Origin of the sequence: Burkholderia sp. 9779_493 (assembly GCF_015712215.1) — a bacterium.
Taxonomy (GTDB): domain Bacteria; phylum Pseudomonadota; class Gammaproteobacteria; order Burkholderiales; family Burkholderiaceae; genus Burkholderia; species Burkholderia cenocepacia.
Map to the genome: position 1 here is coordinate 30,993 of NZ_JACCQA010000045.1, position 15,289 is coordinate 46,281.

14 protein-coding genes and 1 pseudogene are annotated in these 15,289 nt (G+C 65.8%); 5 read left to right on the forward strand and 10 right to left on the reverse strand.

Going from position 1 to position 15,289, the window contains the following annotated elements:
• Positions 1-2 precede the first annotated feature (2 nt).
• The 8 genes from rbfA to H0X95_RS31495 all read right to left on the reverse strand — a co-directional run bounded on the left by rbfA (position 3) and on the right by H0X95_RS31495 (position 11,189).
• Complete coding sequence (gene rbfA, locus H0X95_RS31460) at positions 3-401, reverse strand: 30S ribosome-binding factor RbfA (RefSeq protein WP_006495346.1); 399 nt, start codon at positions 399-401, stop codon at positions 3-5.
• 115 nt (positions 402-516) lie between these two features.
• Positions 517-3,432, reverse strand: coding sequence for a translation initiation factor IF-2 (infB, locus tag H0X95_RS31465; RefSeq protein WP_006495347.1), 2,916 nt, complete (start codon positions 3,430-3,432; stop codon positions 517-519).
• A gap of 91 nt (positions 3,433-3,523) precedes the next feature.
• Positions 3,524-4,999, reverse strand: coding sequence for a transcription termination factor NusA (gene nusA / locus H0X95_RS31470; RefSeq protein ID WP_006495348.1), 1,476 nt, complete (start codon positions 4,997-4,999; stop codon positions 3,524-3,526).
• A complete protein-coding gene (gene rimP, locus H0X95_RS31475) occupies positions 4,999-5,457 on the reverse strand; it encodes a ribosome maturation factor RimP (protein ID WP_006490686.1) in 459 nt (152 codons plus the stop codon). The genes nusA and rimP overlap by 1 nt, the downstream gene beginning before the upstream one ends.
• A 430-nt stretch (positions 5,458-5,887) precedes the next feature.
• Positions 5,888-7,639 (reverse strand): 23S rRNA pseudouridine(2605) synthase RluB, encoded by a 1,752-nt coding sequence (gene rluB / locus H0X95_RS31480; RefSeq protein WP_196446342.1) that lies wholly within the window; start codon positions 7,637-7,639, stop codon positions 5,888-5,890.
• A 60-nt stretch (positions 7,640-7,699) separates the two neighbouring features.
• Positions 7,700-8,737, reverse strand: coding sequence for an SMC-Scp complex subunit ScpB (gene scpB, locus H0X95_RS31485; protein ID WP_034200656.1), 1,038 nt, complete (start codon positions 8,735-8,737; stop codon positions 7,700-7,702).
• 272 nt (positions 8,738-9,009) lie between these two features.
• Positions 9,010-10,212: a pyridoxal phosphate-dependent aminotransferase gene (locus tag H0X95_RS31490; RefSeq protein ID WP_062884571.1), complete on the reverse strand. Its 1,203-nt coding sequence runs from the start codon at positions 10,210-10,212 to the stop codon at positions 9,010-9,012.
• A 74-nt stretch (positions 10,213-10,286) separates the two neighbouring features.
• Positions 10,287-11,189: a LysR family transcriptional regulator gene (locus H0X95_RS31495; protein ID WP_006495352.1), complete on the reverse strand. Its 903-nt coding sequence runs from the start codon at positions 11,187-11,189 to the stop codon at positions 10,287-10,289.
• A gap of 431 nt (positions 11,190-11,620) precedes the next feature.
• On the opposite strand from H0X95_RS31495, the pseudogene H0X95_RS31500 reads away from it, so the two are divergent.
• Together H0X95_RS31500 and H0X95_RS31505 are read left to right on the forward strand one after the other, a co-directional pair.
• Positions 11,621-12,016, forward strand: a pseudogene (locus tag H0X95_RS31500) (transposase); the annotation flags it as partial.
• 201 nt (positions 12,017-12,217) lie between these two features.
• The gene (locus H0X95_RS31505; protein WP_006495353.1) at positions 12,218-12,469 is read left to right on the forward strand and encodes a hypothetical protein; all 252 of its coding nucleotides are present in this window, start codon (positions 12,218-12,220) and stop codon (positions 12,467-12,469) included.
• Positions 12,470-12,663: 194 nt separating this feature from the next.
• Here the strand turns inward: H0X95_RS31505 and H0X95_RS31510 are convergent, their stop codons facing one another.
• The gene (locus tag H0X95_RS31510) at positions 12,664-12,981 is read right to left on the reverse strand and encodes a hypothetical protein (protein WP_006495354.1); all 318 of its coding nucleotides are present in this window, start codon (positions 12,979-12,981) and stop codon (positions 12,664-12,666) included.
• 160 nt (positions 12,982-13,141) lie between these two features.
• On the opposite strand from H0X95_RS31510, the gene H0X95_RS31515 reads away from it, so the two are divergent.
• From H0X95_RS31515 to H0X95_RS31525, 3 genes are all read left to right on the forward strand, one after another.
• Positions 13,142-13,858, forward strand: coding sequence for a YdcF family protein (locus H0X95_RS31515; RefSeq protein WP_012492558.1), 717 nt, complete (start codon positions 13,142-13,144; stop codon positions 13,856-13,858).
• Between the two features lie 209 nt (positions 13,859-14,067).
• Positions 14,068-14,343 (forward strand): hypothetical protein, encoded by a 276-nt coding sequence (locus H0X95_RS31520; RefSeq protein WP_006486101.1) that lies wholly within the window; start codon positions 14,068-14,070, stop codon positions 14,341-14,343.
• A gap of 136 nt (positions 14,344-14,479) precedes the next feature.
• Positions 14,480-14,737: a hypothetical protein gene (locus H0X95_RS31525; protein WP_006486090.1), complete on the forward strand. Its 258-nt coding sequence runs from the start codon at positions 14,480-14,482 to the stop codon at positions 14,735-14,737.
• A gap of 47 nt (positions 14,738-14,784) precedes the next feature.
• Here the strand turns inward: H0X95_RS31525 and H0X95_RS31530 are convergent, their stop codons facing one another.
• Positions 14,785-15,075, reverse strand: a complete 291-nt coding sequence (locus tag H0X95_RS31530) for a putative quinol monooxygenase (RefSeq protein WP_006486097.1) — start codon at positions 15,073-15,075, stop codon at positions 14,785-14,787.
• Positions 15,076-15,289: the final 214 nt, after the last annotated feature.

The window sequence follows — 15,289 nt, forward strand, 5'->3', positions numbered from 1 at the left end:
GCTCAATCGTCCTTGGCAGGCGCGTCGGCCTCGTCGTCGTCCTTCGCGCGCGTCGAATTTGCTTCCTTGATCAGGCGCGACATTTCGACGGCCTTCTCGATCGTCTGGTCGTAGTGGAAATGCAGCGTCGGCACCGTATGAATGTGCAGGCGCTTGAACAGCAGGTTGTGCAGGTGGCCCGACGCATGGTTCAGCGCCTCCTGCGTCTTGTCCGGATCGCCGGTGAGCGCCGTGAAGTAGACCTTCGCGTGCGCATAGTCCGGCGTGAGTTCCACGCTCTGGATGGTTACGATGCCGATGCGCGGATCCTTGACCTCGCGCATGATGAGTTCGGACAGATCGCGCTGAATCTGGTCGGCGATCTGAACGTTGCGATTGGGGGAAGTACGTTTCCTGGACATGATCGATCCGTGATCCGTTTATCAGGATGAAGCGGCGGCCATGTTCGGCACGCCACCATGAAAATGGGCGGGACAGGCCCAAGCCTGCCCCGCCCATGAGCCGATTACGCGACGATTACAGCGTCCGCGCGACTTCGGTCACTTCGAAGACTTCGAACTGGTCGCCTTCGATGATGTCGTTGAAGTTCTTCACCGACATACCGCACTCGAAGCCTTGCTTCACTTCCTTCACGTCGTCCTTGAAACGCTTCAGCGATTCGAGTTCGCCCGTGAAGATCACGACGTTGTTGCGCAGCACGCGCACCGACGACGAGCGCTTGACGATACCGTCCGTGACCATACAGCCTGCGACCGTGCCGACCTTCGGTACCTTGAAGACCTGGCGCACCTCGACCATACCGGTGATGACTTCGCGCTTCTCCGGCGCCAGCATGCCCGACATCGCCGCCTTCACCTCATCCACTGCGTCGTAGATGATGTTGTAGTAGCGGATATCGATGCCGTTCGCTTCGGCCAGCTTGCGTGCCTGAGCATCCGCACGCGTGTTGAAGCCGATGATGACCGCCTTCGATGCCGTCGCGAGGTTGACGTCGTTTTCGCTGATGCCACCGACCGCGCTGTGCACGATCTGCACGCGCACTTCGTCGGTCGACAGCTTGAGCAGCGACTGCACGAGCGCTTCCTGCGAACCCTGCACGTCTGCCTTGATGATGAGCGGCAGGTTCTGCACTTCGCCTTCGCCCATCTGCTCGAGCATGCTTTCCAGCTTCGCGGCCTGCTGCTTCGCGAGCTTCACGTCGCGGAACTTGCCTTGACGGAACAGCGCGATTTCGCGCGCCTTGCGCTCGTCCGGCAGCACGATCACTTCCTCGCCCGCACCCGGCACTTCCGACAGACCCTGGATTTCGACCGGGATCGACGGACCGGCTTCCTTCGTCGGCTTGCCGTTCTCGTCGAGCATCGCACGGACGCGGCCGTAAGCCGTACCGGCCAGCACGATGTCGCCGCGGTTCAGCGTACCGGACTGCACCAGGATCGTCGCGACCGGGCCTTTACCCTTGTCGAGCTTCGCTTCGATCACGATGCCCTTGGCCGGCGCCTCGACCGGTGCCTTCAGTTCCAGCACTTCGGCCTGCAGCAGCACGTTCTCGAGCAGATCGTCGATCCCTGCGCCCGTCTTGGCCGACACCGGCACGAACGGCGAATCGCCACCGTATTCTTCCGGCACGACGCCTTCCGCGACCAGCTCCTGCTTGACGCGATCCGGGTTCGCTTCCGGCTTGTCGATCTTGTTGATCGCGACGACGATCGGCACGCCACCCGCCTTCGCGTGGGCGATTGCTTCCTTCGTCTGCGGCATCACGCCGTCGTCGGCCGCCACCACCAGCACCACGATGTCGGTCGCCTTCGCGCCGCGTGCACGCATTGCCGTGAACGCTTCGTGACCCGGCGTATCGAGGAACGTGATGACGCCACGCGGCGTGTCGACGTGATAAGCGCCGATGTGCTGCGTGATGCCGCCCGCTTCGCCCGCGGCAACCTTCGCGCGGCGGATGTGGTCGAGCAGCGAGGTCTTGCCGTGGTCGACGTGACCCATCACCGTGACGACCGGCGGACGCGGCAGTTGCTCCGCATCGGTACCGGTTTCGCCTTCGACGAGCAGCGCTTCCGGATCGTCCAGCTTCGCGGCGACCGCGCGGTGGCCCAGTTCCTCGACGATGATCATCGCCGTTTCCTGGTCCAGCACCTGGTTGATCGTGACCATCTGGCCCATCTTCATCATCACCTTGATGACTTCGGAGGCCTTGATCGACATCTTGTGCGCGAGATCGGCAACCGACACGGTTTCCGGCACGTGCACTTCACGGACGATCGGTTCGGTCGGCGCCTGGAACGACGATGCGCTGTCCTGGTGACGGCCGCGACCCTTCGGGCCGCCGCGCCAGCCGCGGTCGACGCCGCCGCTCGAGTCGCCGCGCGTCTTGATGCCGCGACGCTTCGACGCGTCGTCCTGCCAGCCGCCCTTGCCTGCGCCCGGCTTCTTGTTGCGGTCGCCCGCGCCTGCCGGCGCTTGCGTCGTGGCCGGTGCCGCGGCGCCGGCCGGCTTCTTCACGGCCGGACGCGCCTGCGCACCTTCCGGCTTCGCCGGCTTGTGCAGCGTGCCCTTCGCTTCGGCCGGCTTCGCCGGTTCCGCCGGCTTCGGCGGCTCGACTGCCTTGACCACGGCCTTGCGCGGCGTGTTCATCATTTCGCGGATCGCACGCGCTTCGGCCTCCGCCGCCGCGCGACGCTTGCTGATCTCTTCCTGCTCGGCGCGCGCCTTGTCGGCCGCCTCGCGGGCAGCGTCCTCGGCCTTCTTCGCCGCTTCGCGCTGCGCCGCACGTTCGGCGGCTGCGCGTGCCTCGTCCTGCGCGGACTGCGTCGGCGCGGTTTCCTGCTCGGCGGCGGCCTGCTGGGCTGCCGCCTGCTGCGCTGCGGCGGCTTCCGCCGCGGCACGCTTCGCCGCGGCTTCTTCCTCGGCGCGACGACGCTCGGCCTCGGCCGCTTCCTCGCGGGCGCGACGCTCGGCTTCCTCGCGTTCGAGGCGTTCCTGACGCTCGCGCAGCTCCTGCGCCTGCTTCTCGAGCAGCTCGGCCTCGCGGCGCGCTTCTTCCTCGCGACGCTTCAGTTCCGCATCGTCGTCCGCTTCGGCGACCTGCGCCTGACCCTGTTCCGCACCTTCGCTCACGTCGTCGCGCTTGACGAACGTACGCTTCTTGCGAACCTCGACCTGAATGGTGCGAGCCTTGCCCGTCGCGTCAGATTGCTTGATCTCCGACGTATGCTTGCGGGTCAGCGTGATCTTGCGCTTGTCGCCGTCGGTTGCGCCGTGTGACTTGCGCAAATGATCGAGCAGACGCGCCTTGTCCGCTTCGGACAGCGCATCGTCTTCACTCGCTTTCTGGACGCCCGCTGCCTGCAGCTGTTCGAGCAGCACACCAGCAGGCATTTTCAGTTCCGCGGCAAATTGGGCTACGTTGTTACTCGCCATTCATTCCTCTTAGTGCAAGGACCGATTCCTTGCGGTTAGCATCGGGTCAGGCCATACGGCCGCCATCAAATCAGTGCGCCATGGTCATTTCTCACTGGAACCAGTGTTCACGTGCTTTCATGATCAACGCCTTAGCGGCATCCTCTTCCATCCCGGTCATGTCGACCAGTTCATCTACAGCCAGCTCGGCGAGATCGTCGCGCGTCTGCACGGCGTGTTCGGCCAGCTTCGCGAGCAGCTCCGGCGTGATGCCGTCGAGGCTCTTGAGATCCAGCGCTGCGTTCTCGACCTTTTCTTCGTTCGCGATGGCCATCGTCAACAGCGCGTCGCGTGCGCGGTTGCGCAGTTCGTGCACGGTGTCCTCGTCGAACGCTTCGATTTCGAGCATTTCGTTGAGCGGCACGTACGCGATCTCTTCGAGGCTCGTGAAGCCTTCGTCGATCAGGATGTCGGCAACTTCTTCGTCGACGTCGAGGCGCGCCATGAACAGTGCACGCAGCCGGTCGCGCTCTTCACCCTGCTTCAGGGCGGATTCGTCCGGCGTCATGATGTTGATCTGCCAGCCGGTCAGTTCGCCGGCAAGGCGAACGTTCTGACCGCTGCGGCCGATCGCGACAGCCAGTTCGTTCTCGTCGACGACGACGTCCATCGAATGCTTTTCTTCATCGACGACGATCGACTGGACGGCTGCCGGCGCGAGCGCGCCGATCACGAACTGGGCGGGATCCTCCGACCATAGCACGATGTCGATGTTTTCGCCACCGAGCTCGTTGCGCACGGCCTGCACGCGCGAACCGCGGATGCCGACGCAGGTGCCGATCGGATCGATCCGCTTGTCGTATGCGATGACGCCGATCTTCGCGCGCACGCCCGGGTCGCGGGCAGCCGCCTTGATCTCGAGCAGGCCCTGTTCGATTTCCGGCACTTCCATCTCGAACAGCTTCATCAGGAATTCGGGCGCCGTACGCGACAGCTCGATCTGCGGGCCGCGCGCGGTGCGGTCGACCTTCGCGATGTACGCACGCACGCGGTCGCCCACGCGCAGGTTTTCCTTCGGGATCAGCTGATCGCGGCGCAGCAGCGCCTCGACGCGGCCCGATTCGACGATGAAGTTGCCCTTGTCGAGGCGCTTCACCGTACCCGTCATGATCTTTTCGCCACGCTCGAGGTAGTCGTTCAGGATCTGCTCGCGCTCCGCGTCGCGCACCTTCTGCAGGATCACCTGCTTCGCGGCCTGCGCGCCGATGCGACCGAACTCGATCGACGGAACGGGTTCCTCGACATACTCGCCGACTTCGACGTCGGGCTTCTGCTCACGTGCTTCGAACAGCAGGATCTCGCGATCCGGCTCCTGCAAGCCTGCCTCGTCGGGCACGACGAGCCAGCGACGGAAGGTTTCGTGCTCGCCGCTTTCGCGATCGATATGGACGCGGATTTCGGCGCCTTCGTCGAACAGCTTCTTGGAAGCGGACGCGAGCGCAGCCTCGAGGGCGCCCAGCACCACATCCTTGTCGACGTTTTTCTCGCGCGCCAGCGCATCCACCAGCATCAACACTTCGCGACTCATTATTTGCGGCTCCTAAAGTCAACTTGCGGAATCAGGCGGGCTTTGTCGATATCGGCCAGCGTGAAATCCAGCATGGCTGCCTCGCCCTTCTTCCCCTCAAATTCCAAACCGATCGTTTCGCCATTCGGCGCGTGCAGAATGCCCCGGTACGTCTTGCGCCCGTCCAGCGGCTTTTTCAAGGTCACGGAAACTTCGCTGCCGGCGAAGCGCTCGAAGTCGGCCAGCTTCTTCAACGGGCGGTCGAGCCCCGGGGACGAGACTTCGAGCCGTTCGTAATCGATATTTTCGACCGTCAAGACGTGCTGGAGCTGACGCGTAACCTTTTCGCAGTCATCGAGCGAGATGCCGGCAGGCTGATCGATATAGATGCAAAGCATGCCGCGCCCGGTGCGCTCGAGTTCCACCAGCTCGTAGCCGAGCCCGGTGACCGTGGTTTCTATCAGTTCCGTCAGTTGCACAGTGTCCTCTCAGGTGTTCGCGCCCGCCGCTCGCGATTCACCCGCGGGCGCGCGCCTTAGCCGGCGCAGGAAGCGCTACCCGAGATGCCTAACCGTTTCAGCAAAAAAAAATGGGCGGAACGCCCATCTTCTTACTGGTGGTCGCACCTGAGCCGCACATTGAATCCGTACGCCCAGCGACTCCGCGATTATAGCGATTTTTGGCGCAAACGCCAAGCCAGCCGGTAAAAGCAGCGCGTCGACTGCCTTTACGGACCAAAAATACGAAATCGGGCTACCCGATCGACCGGGACTCCCGTGCCGCGCCGGTGATCGTCGTTGTCGCGGCACGCGACACGGATCAGCCGAAACGCGTCGACAAAGCCGGCCGGATGCCGGCCTGGCCGACGCGCCAGCGGCCTTGGGCCGACGCACGCCGACCGACAGGCGCTTAGCGGCTGCGCGTACGACTGCGCTGCGGACGCTGACCGCCGCGCGGGCCGCCGTTGCCGCCGCCATCGGCACGATTGCCGTTCGGCGTGCGGTTACCACCGCCCTTGCTGCCGCCGCGCTTGCCGCCCGCGCCATCGCGCTTGGGGCCCGCACCATACGACGCGCGATTGCCGTCGACATCGCGACCACCGCCAGCGCGGTTGCCGTCGCGGCCGCCACCCATGCGGTTGCCGTCACGACCGCCGCCCGTGCGGTTGCCGTAGCCCGACGGTGCAACCGGCAGGCTGCCGTAGCCGCTCAGGCCCGGCAGGCCCGGCGCGCCGCGCCGGCCACCACCGCGACGCGGCTGGTCGAGTTGCCCGTGCGTCGTCAGCACCGGCTCGCGGCCGATGAAACCCATCGACGTCTGCATCGGATCGGGCTGGCGCCGCTCGGTCGGACCGGCACCGCCGCGCTTGCCCTTCTCCTCGGACGGCGCCTTCAGGCCGACGGTCGCCATCAGCTTGCGCACCTGCGCATCGTCGAGCTCTTCCCAACGACCACGCTTCAGGCCGCGCGGCAGCGGAATCGGGCCGTGACGCGTACGGATCAGCCGGCTCACCATCAAGCCGACCGCTTCGAACATCCGGCGCACTTCGCGGTTGCGGCCTTCGGCCAGCGCGACGTGATACCAGTGGTTCGTGCCTTCGCCGCCGCCATCGCGGATGCGCAGGAAATTCGCCGGACCGTCTTCGAGCTCGACCCCATGCAGCAGCTTCTGCCGCATGCCTTCGGCCAGCTCGCCGACCACACGCACCGCGTACTCGCGCTCGACGCTGTAACGCGGATGCATGAAGCGGTTCGCGAGGTCGCCGGAGGTCGTCAGCATCAGCAGGCCTTCGGTATTGAAGTCGAGGCGGCCCACCGCCAGCCATTTCGCCGTCTTCATCGGCGGCAGGCGGTCGAACACCGACGGACGACCTTCCGGATCCGCGTGGCTGACGATCTCGCCGGTCGGCTTGTGATACAGCAGCACGCGCGGCGGCTTGTTCGGCAGCTTGCGCTTGACCGGCTTGCCGTTGATCCGCACCTGGTCGGTCGGCATGATCCGCTGGCCGATGTGCGCGGGCTCGCCGTTCACCGACACGCGGCCGGCAACGATCAGTTCTTCCATTTCGCGGCGCGAGCCCATGCCCGCTTCCGCCAGCACCTTGTGGAGCTTCGGCGCGTCGTCGTCCGGCGACAGCACGCGCTTGTTCGCCGGCTGGTTGCGGCCGCGACGCAGCATCGGCGCACGCACGCCGCTACCGCCCGCGGAGTTGTCCGCGTCGAAGGCGGGCGACGTCACGTACGCGAACAGTTCGTCCTGGGACGCATCGCCTTCCACGGCCTTCGCCGCGCCACCTTCGGCTTTCGATGCACCGCGACGGCCCTGGCCGCCTTGACCGCCCTTGGCCGCACTTTCGCGCTTGCCGGCCGGCTTGCGACCGCCCTTGGCCGCACCTTCCTTGCGCGGCGCACGCGCCGGCGGCGCATCGGCGGCCTCGGCCGGCTGCGCATCCGCGCCCTCGGCACCCAGCTGCTCGCCTTCGGCGCCCTTCGACTTGGCCGCCGCGCGACGCCGCGCGATCAGGCTGCGCGGGCCGCGCCGCAGACCGCGGCGGGGACGCTCGTCGCCACCCGCGGCCGAAGCATCCTGCTCCGGCGCATCGTCGGCACGCGCTGCCTGCACGGCAGGCGCGGACGATTCAATATCGTGGATATCTGTCAAAACAACCTCAAAATGTCAGGTCTCGCGCCCGGCGCGGGCGCGGCAAGAAGTTGGCCGCGATCAGGCGCGACGCTGTTCGGGTTCTGCTTCGTCGTCCGGCAGCGCGTCGGCGCCGATGGGCGCACTGGCGCTTCGTACGGCATCCGCGAGACTGTCGGACGTGTCGTCCAGCGTCTCGTCGTCCGCGGGACGGGAACGGGAGGCGTCGGCCTGATCGGCCTCGCCGGGCATGTCGCCGGCCGCTTCCGCTCCGTCTCCGGCAGCCGCTTCGGCGGCCGGCTTGCGATCTTCCTCGCTCCAATCCGCTGGCTGCGGCTCGGGCTGCACATCGGTCGGCACTGCTTCGGCGCCAACCTGCTCCGTCTGCTCCGTTTGCCCGCGATCAGCATCGAGCGTATCGCGACTCGGCATTTCCTGCGTCGACGCGACGTCGGCCGCGGCATCGCCGGAGGCCTCGGCCGACTCGCCGGCGGGCACTTCATTCGCCAGTGCCTGCGGTACGTCGCCCGCCGCATCGTCGGCCACCGGCACGTCACCGTCGAAATCCATGGCCTGCTGCGCGAGCAGCGCGGCCTCGATGTTCGCGGCCGGCTCTTCGAGCGCCGGCAGGTCGTCGAGCGCCTTCAGGCCGAGATCGTCGAGGAACTGCTTGGTCGTCGCATACAGCGCCGGACGCCCCGGCACGTCGCGATGACCGATCACCTCGATCCAGCCGCGATCCTCGAGTTGCTTGACCACCTGCGTATTGACCGTGACGCCGCGAATCTCTTCGATGTCGCCGCGCGTGACGGGCTGCCGGTACGCGATGATCGCGAGCGTTTCGAGCACCGCGCGCGAATATTTCGGCGGCTTCTCGGGATGCAGGCGATCGAGATAATGACGCATCGCCGGCTTGCTCTGAAAGCGCCATCCGGTCGCCAACGCCACCAGTTCGACACCGCGACCGGACCAATCCTGTTTCAGATCTTCGAGCAACGTGCGGACCGTGTCAGCCGACACGCCGTCGGCAAAGAGCTTGCGCAAATCGCCGAGCTTCAGCGGTTCCTGCGCGCAGATCAAAGCAGTCTCGAGGACGATCTTCGCCTCTTGGGTATTCATGCAGCTAGGCCAGACCCTGTGGTCAAACGAACCGGATCAACAAACAGACGAAAGGAACGGAAGACGCGCTCGCCCGATTCTGATCGGTCATATTGATGGGAGCACGAACCGGGGGCGGCGAACCAACTTCAGGCCAGGCCCAAACCGGACGGAACAGCACGGCTCAACGACGGAACCGCGTGACTGAGCGCCATATTACGCAAAATTGCCCGGTGCGTAAAGATGAGTGGAACAGGCCGCCGCCCGGGCGGCGCGCCCGCTCCGGCCCCGCTTCAGCGGGCGCCCGCGCCGTGTGCAAGGAACCGGCGCAGCCGCTCGACGCCCGCATCGAGCCGCGCCGGATCGCATGCGTAGCACCAGCGCACGAACCCTTCTCCCTCCGGGCCGAATGCGCGCCCGGGCGCAAGACCGAGCCCCGCTTCGCGCACCAGCGTCGTGCAGAACGCCAGGCTGTCGGCCGCACCCGGCAGCCGCAGGAACAGGTACATCGCGCCCGGCGGGGGCGGCACCTCGACGCCCGGCAGGGTCCGCAGCGCGGCAACCAGGTGATCGCGCGCGTCGCGCAGCGCCGCGACGAACGACCGCACGAACGGCTCGCCGTCGCGCAACGCGACCTCGGCCGCGGCCTGCACGAAGCCCGGCGCACACGACGTGTTGTATTCGACGAGCTTCGACAGGTCGCCCATCATCGATGCCGGCGCAATCAGCCATCCGAGCCGCCAGCCCGTCATCGCCCACGCCTTCGAGAATGAATTGACGACCACGACGCGCTCGTCGCGCGACGCGATATCGAGGAACGACGGCGCGCCGCCGTCGCCGAATGCAAGCCGCTCGTACACCTCGTCGGCGACCAGCCAGATGCCGTGACGGCGGCAATGGGCGAGCACGACCTGCTGATCGTCGCGCGACATCGTCCAGCCCGTCGGGTTGTTCGGCGAATTGATTAGCAGCATCCGCGTATCGGGCGTCAGCGCCGCGAGCAACCGGCCGACATCGAGCTGCCAGCCCGCGTCGCCATAGTCGAGCGGCACGCAGTCGACTTGCGCACCGAGGATCTTCGGAATCTCGACGAGATTCGGCCACAGCGGCGTGATCGCGACGACCCGCTCGCCCGGCCCGACGAGCATCTGCGCAGCCAGCATCAGCGCACTCACACCCGAACTCGTCACGGCCACCGTGTCCGCCGGCGTCGCACCGTGACGCGCGCCGACATAGGTCGCGATCGCGTCGCGCAGCGGCGCCGTGCCGAGATTGTGCGTGTAGAAGGTCGCGCCGTCGCGCAGCGCGGCCGCTGCGGCGTCGCGGACGAAGTCCGGCGTCACGCGATCGGATTCGCCGAACCAGAACGGCAGCATGTCCGGCACGCCGAAGCCGGCGTTTGCGACCTCGCGGATCAGCGACGGACGCAGCGCCTGCACCGCGGCACGCGCCGCCGGCTCGTCGTTTGCCGGAAAAAAACCTGCGGATTGCGTCATCGAGCACCACCGCCGAGGAACACGATCCGCGTAGTGTACCGGCCGGCAAGCCGGACCGCGCACGTTGGCAAGCGTCAGTCGAGATCCTCGGCCCTTGCCGGCATCTGCCGCACGAGCTCCCAGATCGCCTGCGCGGCGGGCGACAACGACCGGTCGCGACGACGCACCAGCTCGACGGTACGCTCCGTGCGCGGCGTAAGCGGCCGCGCGACGAGCGTCGAGCCGGCGGGCAGCGGCAGCGACAGCCACGGCTGCACGCTCACGCCGACACCGGCCTCGACCAGCCCGAACACGGTCGCCGAATGCCCGAGTTCCTGCATGACCGTCGCGTTCACGCGATGCGTGGCCAGCGCCGCATCGATCAGCGGCCGGCTGCCCGACGCATGATCGAGCAGCACGAGGCGCTCGCCGTCCAGCGCCGTCCACGGCACCTCGGCCCGCGCCGCGAGCGGATGGTCGGCGCGCGCGACAAGGCAGAACGAATCGGTCATCAGCGGCTCGCAGACGAGATCGGCGACCGTCAGCGGCCCGATCACGACGCCGAAGTCGACTTCGCTCGACTTCACCTTGCGCAGCACGTCGCTCTGCACGTCGTCGCGCAGGCCGAGCGTCACGAACGGGAACTGGCGCTCGCACGACGCCACCACGCGCGGCATCAGCCTGCATGCGATCGTCGGGCTTGCCGCGACGATCACGCGCCCGCGACGCTGCTCCCCTATTTCGCGAATCTCGCGCAGCGTGTCGTCGAGATCGTCGAGCAGGCGCGACACGCTCGCGATCAGGTTCGCGCCGACGTCGGTCAGTTGCACGTCGCGCGTCGTGCGATCGATCAGCTTCAGCCCGAGTTCGGCCTCGAGCTCGCGCACGCAGCGGCTGACCGCGGACTGCGTGAGCCCGATCTCGTCCCCCGCCCGACTGAAGCTCCTGAGCCGCGCGACTTCGATGAATACGCGAAGCTGGCGCAGCGTAACGTTCATCTCCTGACCTCATCAATCGTCGATATCGATGCGCGATTTTAATGTGCGAACCCGGCTTCGGCGAACGAATCCGGCACCCGCCGCACATGTTTCGCTGCGGTGCAATACGTTCGCAAACGCACGTGACACGGGCGAATTGCACAAGATTGGTGATTGTCCCGATTTGCTGCCGGGTTATTTTGGCGTCTTATACGCCCCTAGCTGACTTAGCCGTTAGCTCGCTGCCAAGCGGCTCTCGAGGGATTCACCTCCGACATGGCACGCTTCGTGCATTACCTGGCGCACAGGGCACAGGTTTCGTCGGACGGAAGAGCAGAAACGCCGCTGCCGGCCAACCGGACGCCCCCACCCGGCACTCGCCGATCGAGTGCCTGAAGAGTGCGCGGCGCAGGGCAGCGCACCGGAGTTAGCTTCGCTGAGGTGAGGACATGATGCTGTTCGACGATTTGAGAGATAACGAGTGGGCGCTGGTCGAGGGTCTGTTTTGCTCGGAGCCCGCACGGAGTGAGCGGCGCGGCCGTCCCCGCGTGGAAGCCCGGTCGGTGGTCAACGCCGTACTGTGGGTACTGTCGACGGGTGAAGGTTGGTCGAAACTGCCGGGCCGCTATCCGTCCCCGCCGACCTGCCGCCGCCGCTTCGACGAATGGCAGGCCGACGGCACGCTCGCCGAGATCGTGAAGCGACTCGGCACGAGCGGCCGGCAAATCTCGCTGCGCGGACGCATCGGCGCAAGCGCGGCGAAGCCGCCTGCCCCGCCGAGCCGCGACCGGCTGCGCGGCGCCTTCTGGACCAACCCGGAATCCTGGCGCGCGCCCGTCAAGATGGCGTAACGCATGCTCGATCGGGCGGCTTCGGCCGCCCGGTTTCTTTCTGCGATGCGACTTTGTCGCGACGCATGTCTTGCCGTCGATTACCGTTGTCGTGCCGCGAAACATCTATTTACTATTATTTACAGCAAGCCTGCACTCCCACGCTTACCTTAGCGACATATCAACAGGCCGCACGGACGGCTTGAAGGGAGCCCCGCCATGAAAACAATGTCACTGCTCGTTGCATGCGGCATTGTCGTTTCCGTGGCGCTCGCCGCTCCTGTCCATGCCGACGATCGCGTGAAGCCGCCCCATCGCCAGCAGGATCATCGCAACACCCTCCGCCAGCCGCCGTCCGCCAACTCGTCCAGCCGGCAAACCGTGCCGCGCGGCGACTTGCGTGGCGACATCGCGAGCAACGCACGGGCGCGGATCGGCTCGCAGCCGCCGGGCGTGCCGCGTCATCCGTAGTCCTGCCGATTTCGACGTTTCGCCAAAGAAAATGCCCGCATCCGGGAACTGCGCCGCATGCGGCGAGTCACATCGTTGCCATGAGCACAGCGTGGCAGCAGCAAAAGTATCCGGTACGCCCGTATCCTCGCGATACGGGCTTTTTTTGCGTCGCCGGCCTGCCGCGGCGATGCACGGGGCGGGATGAAGAACCGCTACAGGCGGCTTTCGAGAATCGCCACGGCGCTCGCTTCGCTCAATGCGTAGTCGTCCATGCGGCGATCAGTCCAGGACAGTAATTTCTCGTCGCGCTCGAGGCGCGAGAATTCGGCTCGACCGCTGTCGGTCAGTACGGCGATGTCGACCGGTGCATGGAAGCCCGGTGCGGGGGCAACGGTTTTCTGCCTGACCGTGTCCATCAGCCCGAGCGAACGGAGATACTCGAACACGCCCGGGCGGCGTGCCCACGGTACCTGGCGGTACTGCACTCGTCTCAATGCGTCGAGCACCGCTTCGTTGGAATACGTGGCCATCTCGATTCTTTCTTAAAGTGCAGCGACAATGCGAAGCGGCGCGCCGGGCGGGGTCTCCGCCCGCCGAAACCGCCACCGATTCTGGAGGCCGACGTTGTTCGGCGTCGCGTCAGGGCCGGATCGTCAGCCGTCCATAAAAAGACACCATACCCCAATCAAATTGATTCTGTTCGATTCATTTGTACTTCTCTTCATCGGTTTCATGCTCTGCCGCAAGCGGCGTCGAACCATTTCGATCGTCGCCGCTGCGCTGTTCTGGCTGCTCGCGACGGGCTGGCTCGCCGCGCCGCTGATCGCCTGGAGCGAGGCAGGCGTCACGCCGGTCGAGCATCCCGACATGCATGGACGAACCACGCTGATCCTCATCGGCGCCGGCACGCTTCGCACCGATGCCGGATTGCAGCCGCCGCCCGACGGCGCCGCGCGCATCCGCAAGATTGCGGCGCTCTATCGTACGTGCCGGCAGCAGGCCGAACGCTGCACCGTGGTGATGTCGGGCGGCGATCCGCAGCATCACGGCGATACCGAGGCGGCCGTCTACGGGCGCCAGCTCGTCGCGCAAGGCGTGGCGCCGGCCGACCTCGTGCTCGAACCGAACAGCCGTACAACCTACGAAAACGCGAAATTCACTGCGTCTATACTACGCTCACAGTATGACGACGCGCGCATTCTCGTCACGTCGTCGTACCAGATGCGCCGGGCGCTGCTCGATTTCCGCCGCTTCGGCATCGATCCGCAACCCGTTTATGCGAATCTCCGGCGCGCGCAGACGGGGTGGCTGCCGCGCTGGCGCAATGTAGCCAACGCCGAACACGCGCTGCACGAGCTGGTCGGGATCGCGCAATTCCACGTGTATCGGTGGCTCGGCTGGTTTTGACGACCGCATGGAAATCTCCGCACTCCCCTGGATGGCAGGCGCGTGACGAACCGCGCGAAGTGTTGCGCGACTTCAACGGGGCCTTGCGTCGTGCGGCGATCCGGTGCACATTGATCCGTCACTTTTGTTACACTCGACACGCACTCGATTGCAGTCGCCAGACAAAACGGCAACACTCGGGTTCATCACCACTTAGCGGAGGTAAAGCAATGAAGAAGACGTCCCTGGCTATCCTGGTAGCGATGTCGGCGCTGACTGGCGCAGCGTATGCGCAAGAGAGCACGCAGATCCAGACCATCACCGATCCGGCCAAGATCGCCGAGATCGAGCAGCGTGCACAAGCGCTGCAACAGCAGCAAGCGGCCGAAGCGGCTCAGCCGGCGGCGCAGGAAGAGCATCACCACGGCAAGAAGGCTGCGCATCACAAGGCAGCTGCGAAGAAGGCCGGCAAGAAGGCAAAGGCTGCAGACGCTGCCAGCCAGTAAGTTCGGCGGCACCGCATCAGCGAAAAGCCGAATCCGGGCAACCGGGTTCGGCTTTTTTGGTTGCGGCGCCCGCGCGCTGTGCTAAAGTCGCGCACCGAAATTTTCCACCCGTGCGCACCCCGGTGCGGAGGACAGCATGAGCAACATTCAACTCGACATCGAGTGGACCGAAGCCGCCACTCGCAAGATCAAGCAACTGATGCCCCGCGGCTCGGACGACGCGTTCCTCGCGCTGCCGCCGATCGAGTGCCTGCCGATGGAGGGCGACGTGCTGTTCCTCGGCCCGCAAGGCAAGCAGCAACCGTTCATCGTTGCCGAGCGCCAGTATCACCATGACGGCGACGCAGACTGGACGATCATCCTGATTCTCGACGTACCCAGCGCGTCGCACTGACGCGCCGCCGCGACCGGACACGTCCGGTCGCCCCACCCGGCTCAGACTCAGAGGAGCTTCGACAGCACGCGGATTTCGGAACGCTCGATCCAGTCCGCGGCCGCTTCGCGATAAGCGAGAATATGCGCGGAACGCGCATGAGCGGCCAGCGCCTCCTCGCTCTCCCAACGCTCGACGAATACGAACCGCGCGGGCTCCTTCAGATCGCGGTGCAGGTCGTACTGCAACGCGCCGGCTTCGTTGCGGGTCGGCTCGACGATTCCCTCGAGCACGGCGCGCAGTTTTTCCTCGGCCCCCGGCTTCGCCACGATCAGCGCCACGACTGCAATTTCCGCCATTCCCGCCTCCTTCATCCGAAAAAGTCCGAGAATACGCGAATCCCGCGCCGCACATCGGCTACCCGGATACGACATGGCGACGGCACCAATTAGGATAGGGGCAGGCCTCGCGGCCCGACCCCTCCTGCACCACCGTGCGTACGGGTCCGTACACGGCGGTTCGGATCAGTTGATCGGCGATGGACCCAGCGACGGAAGACCCAACGAGCGGAAG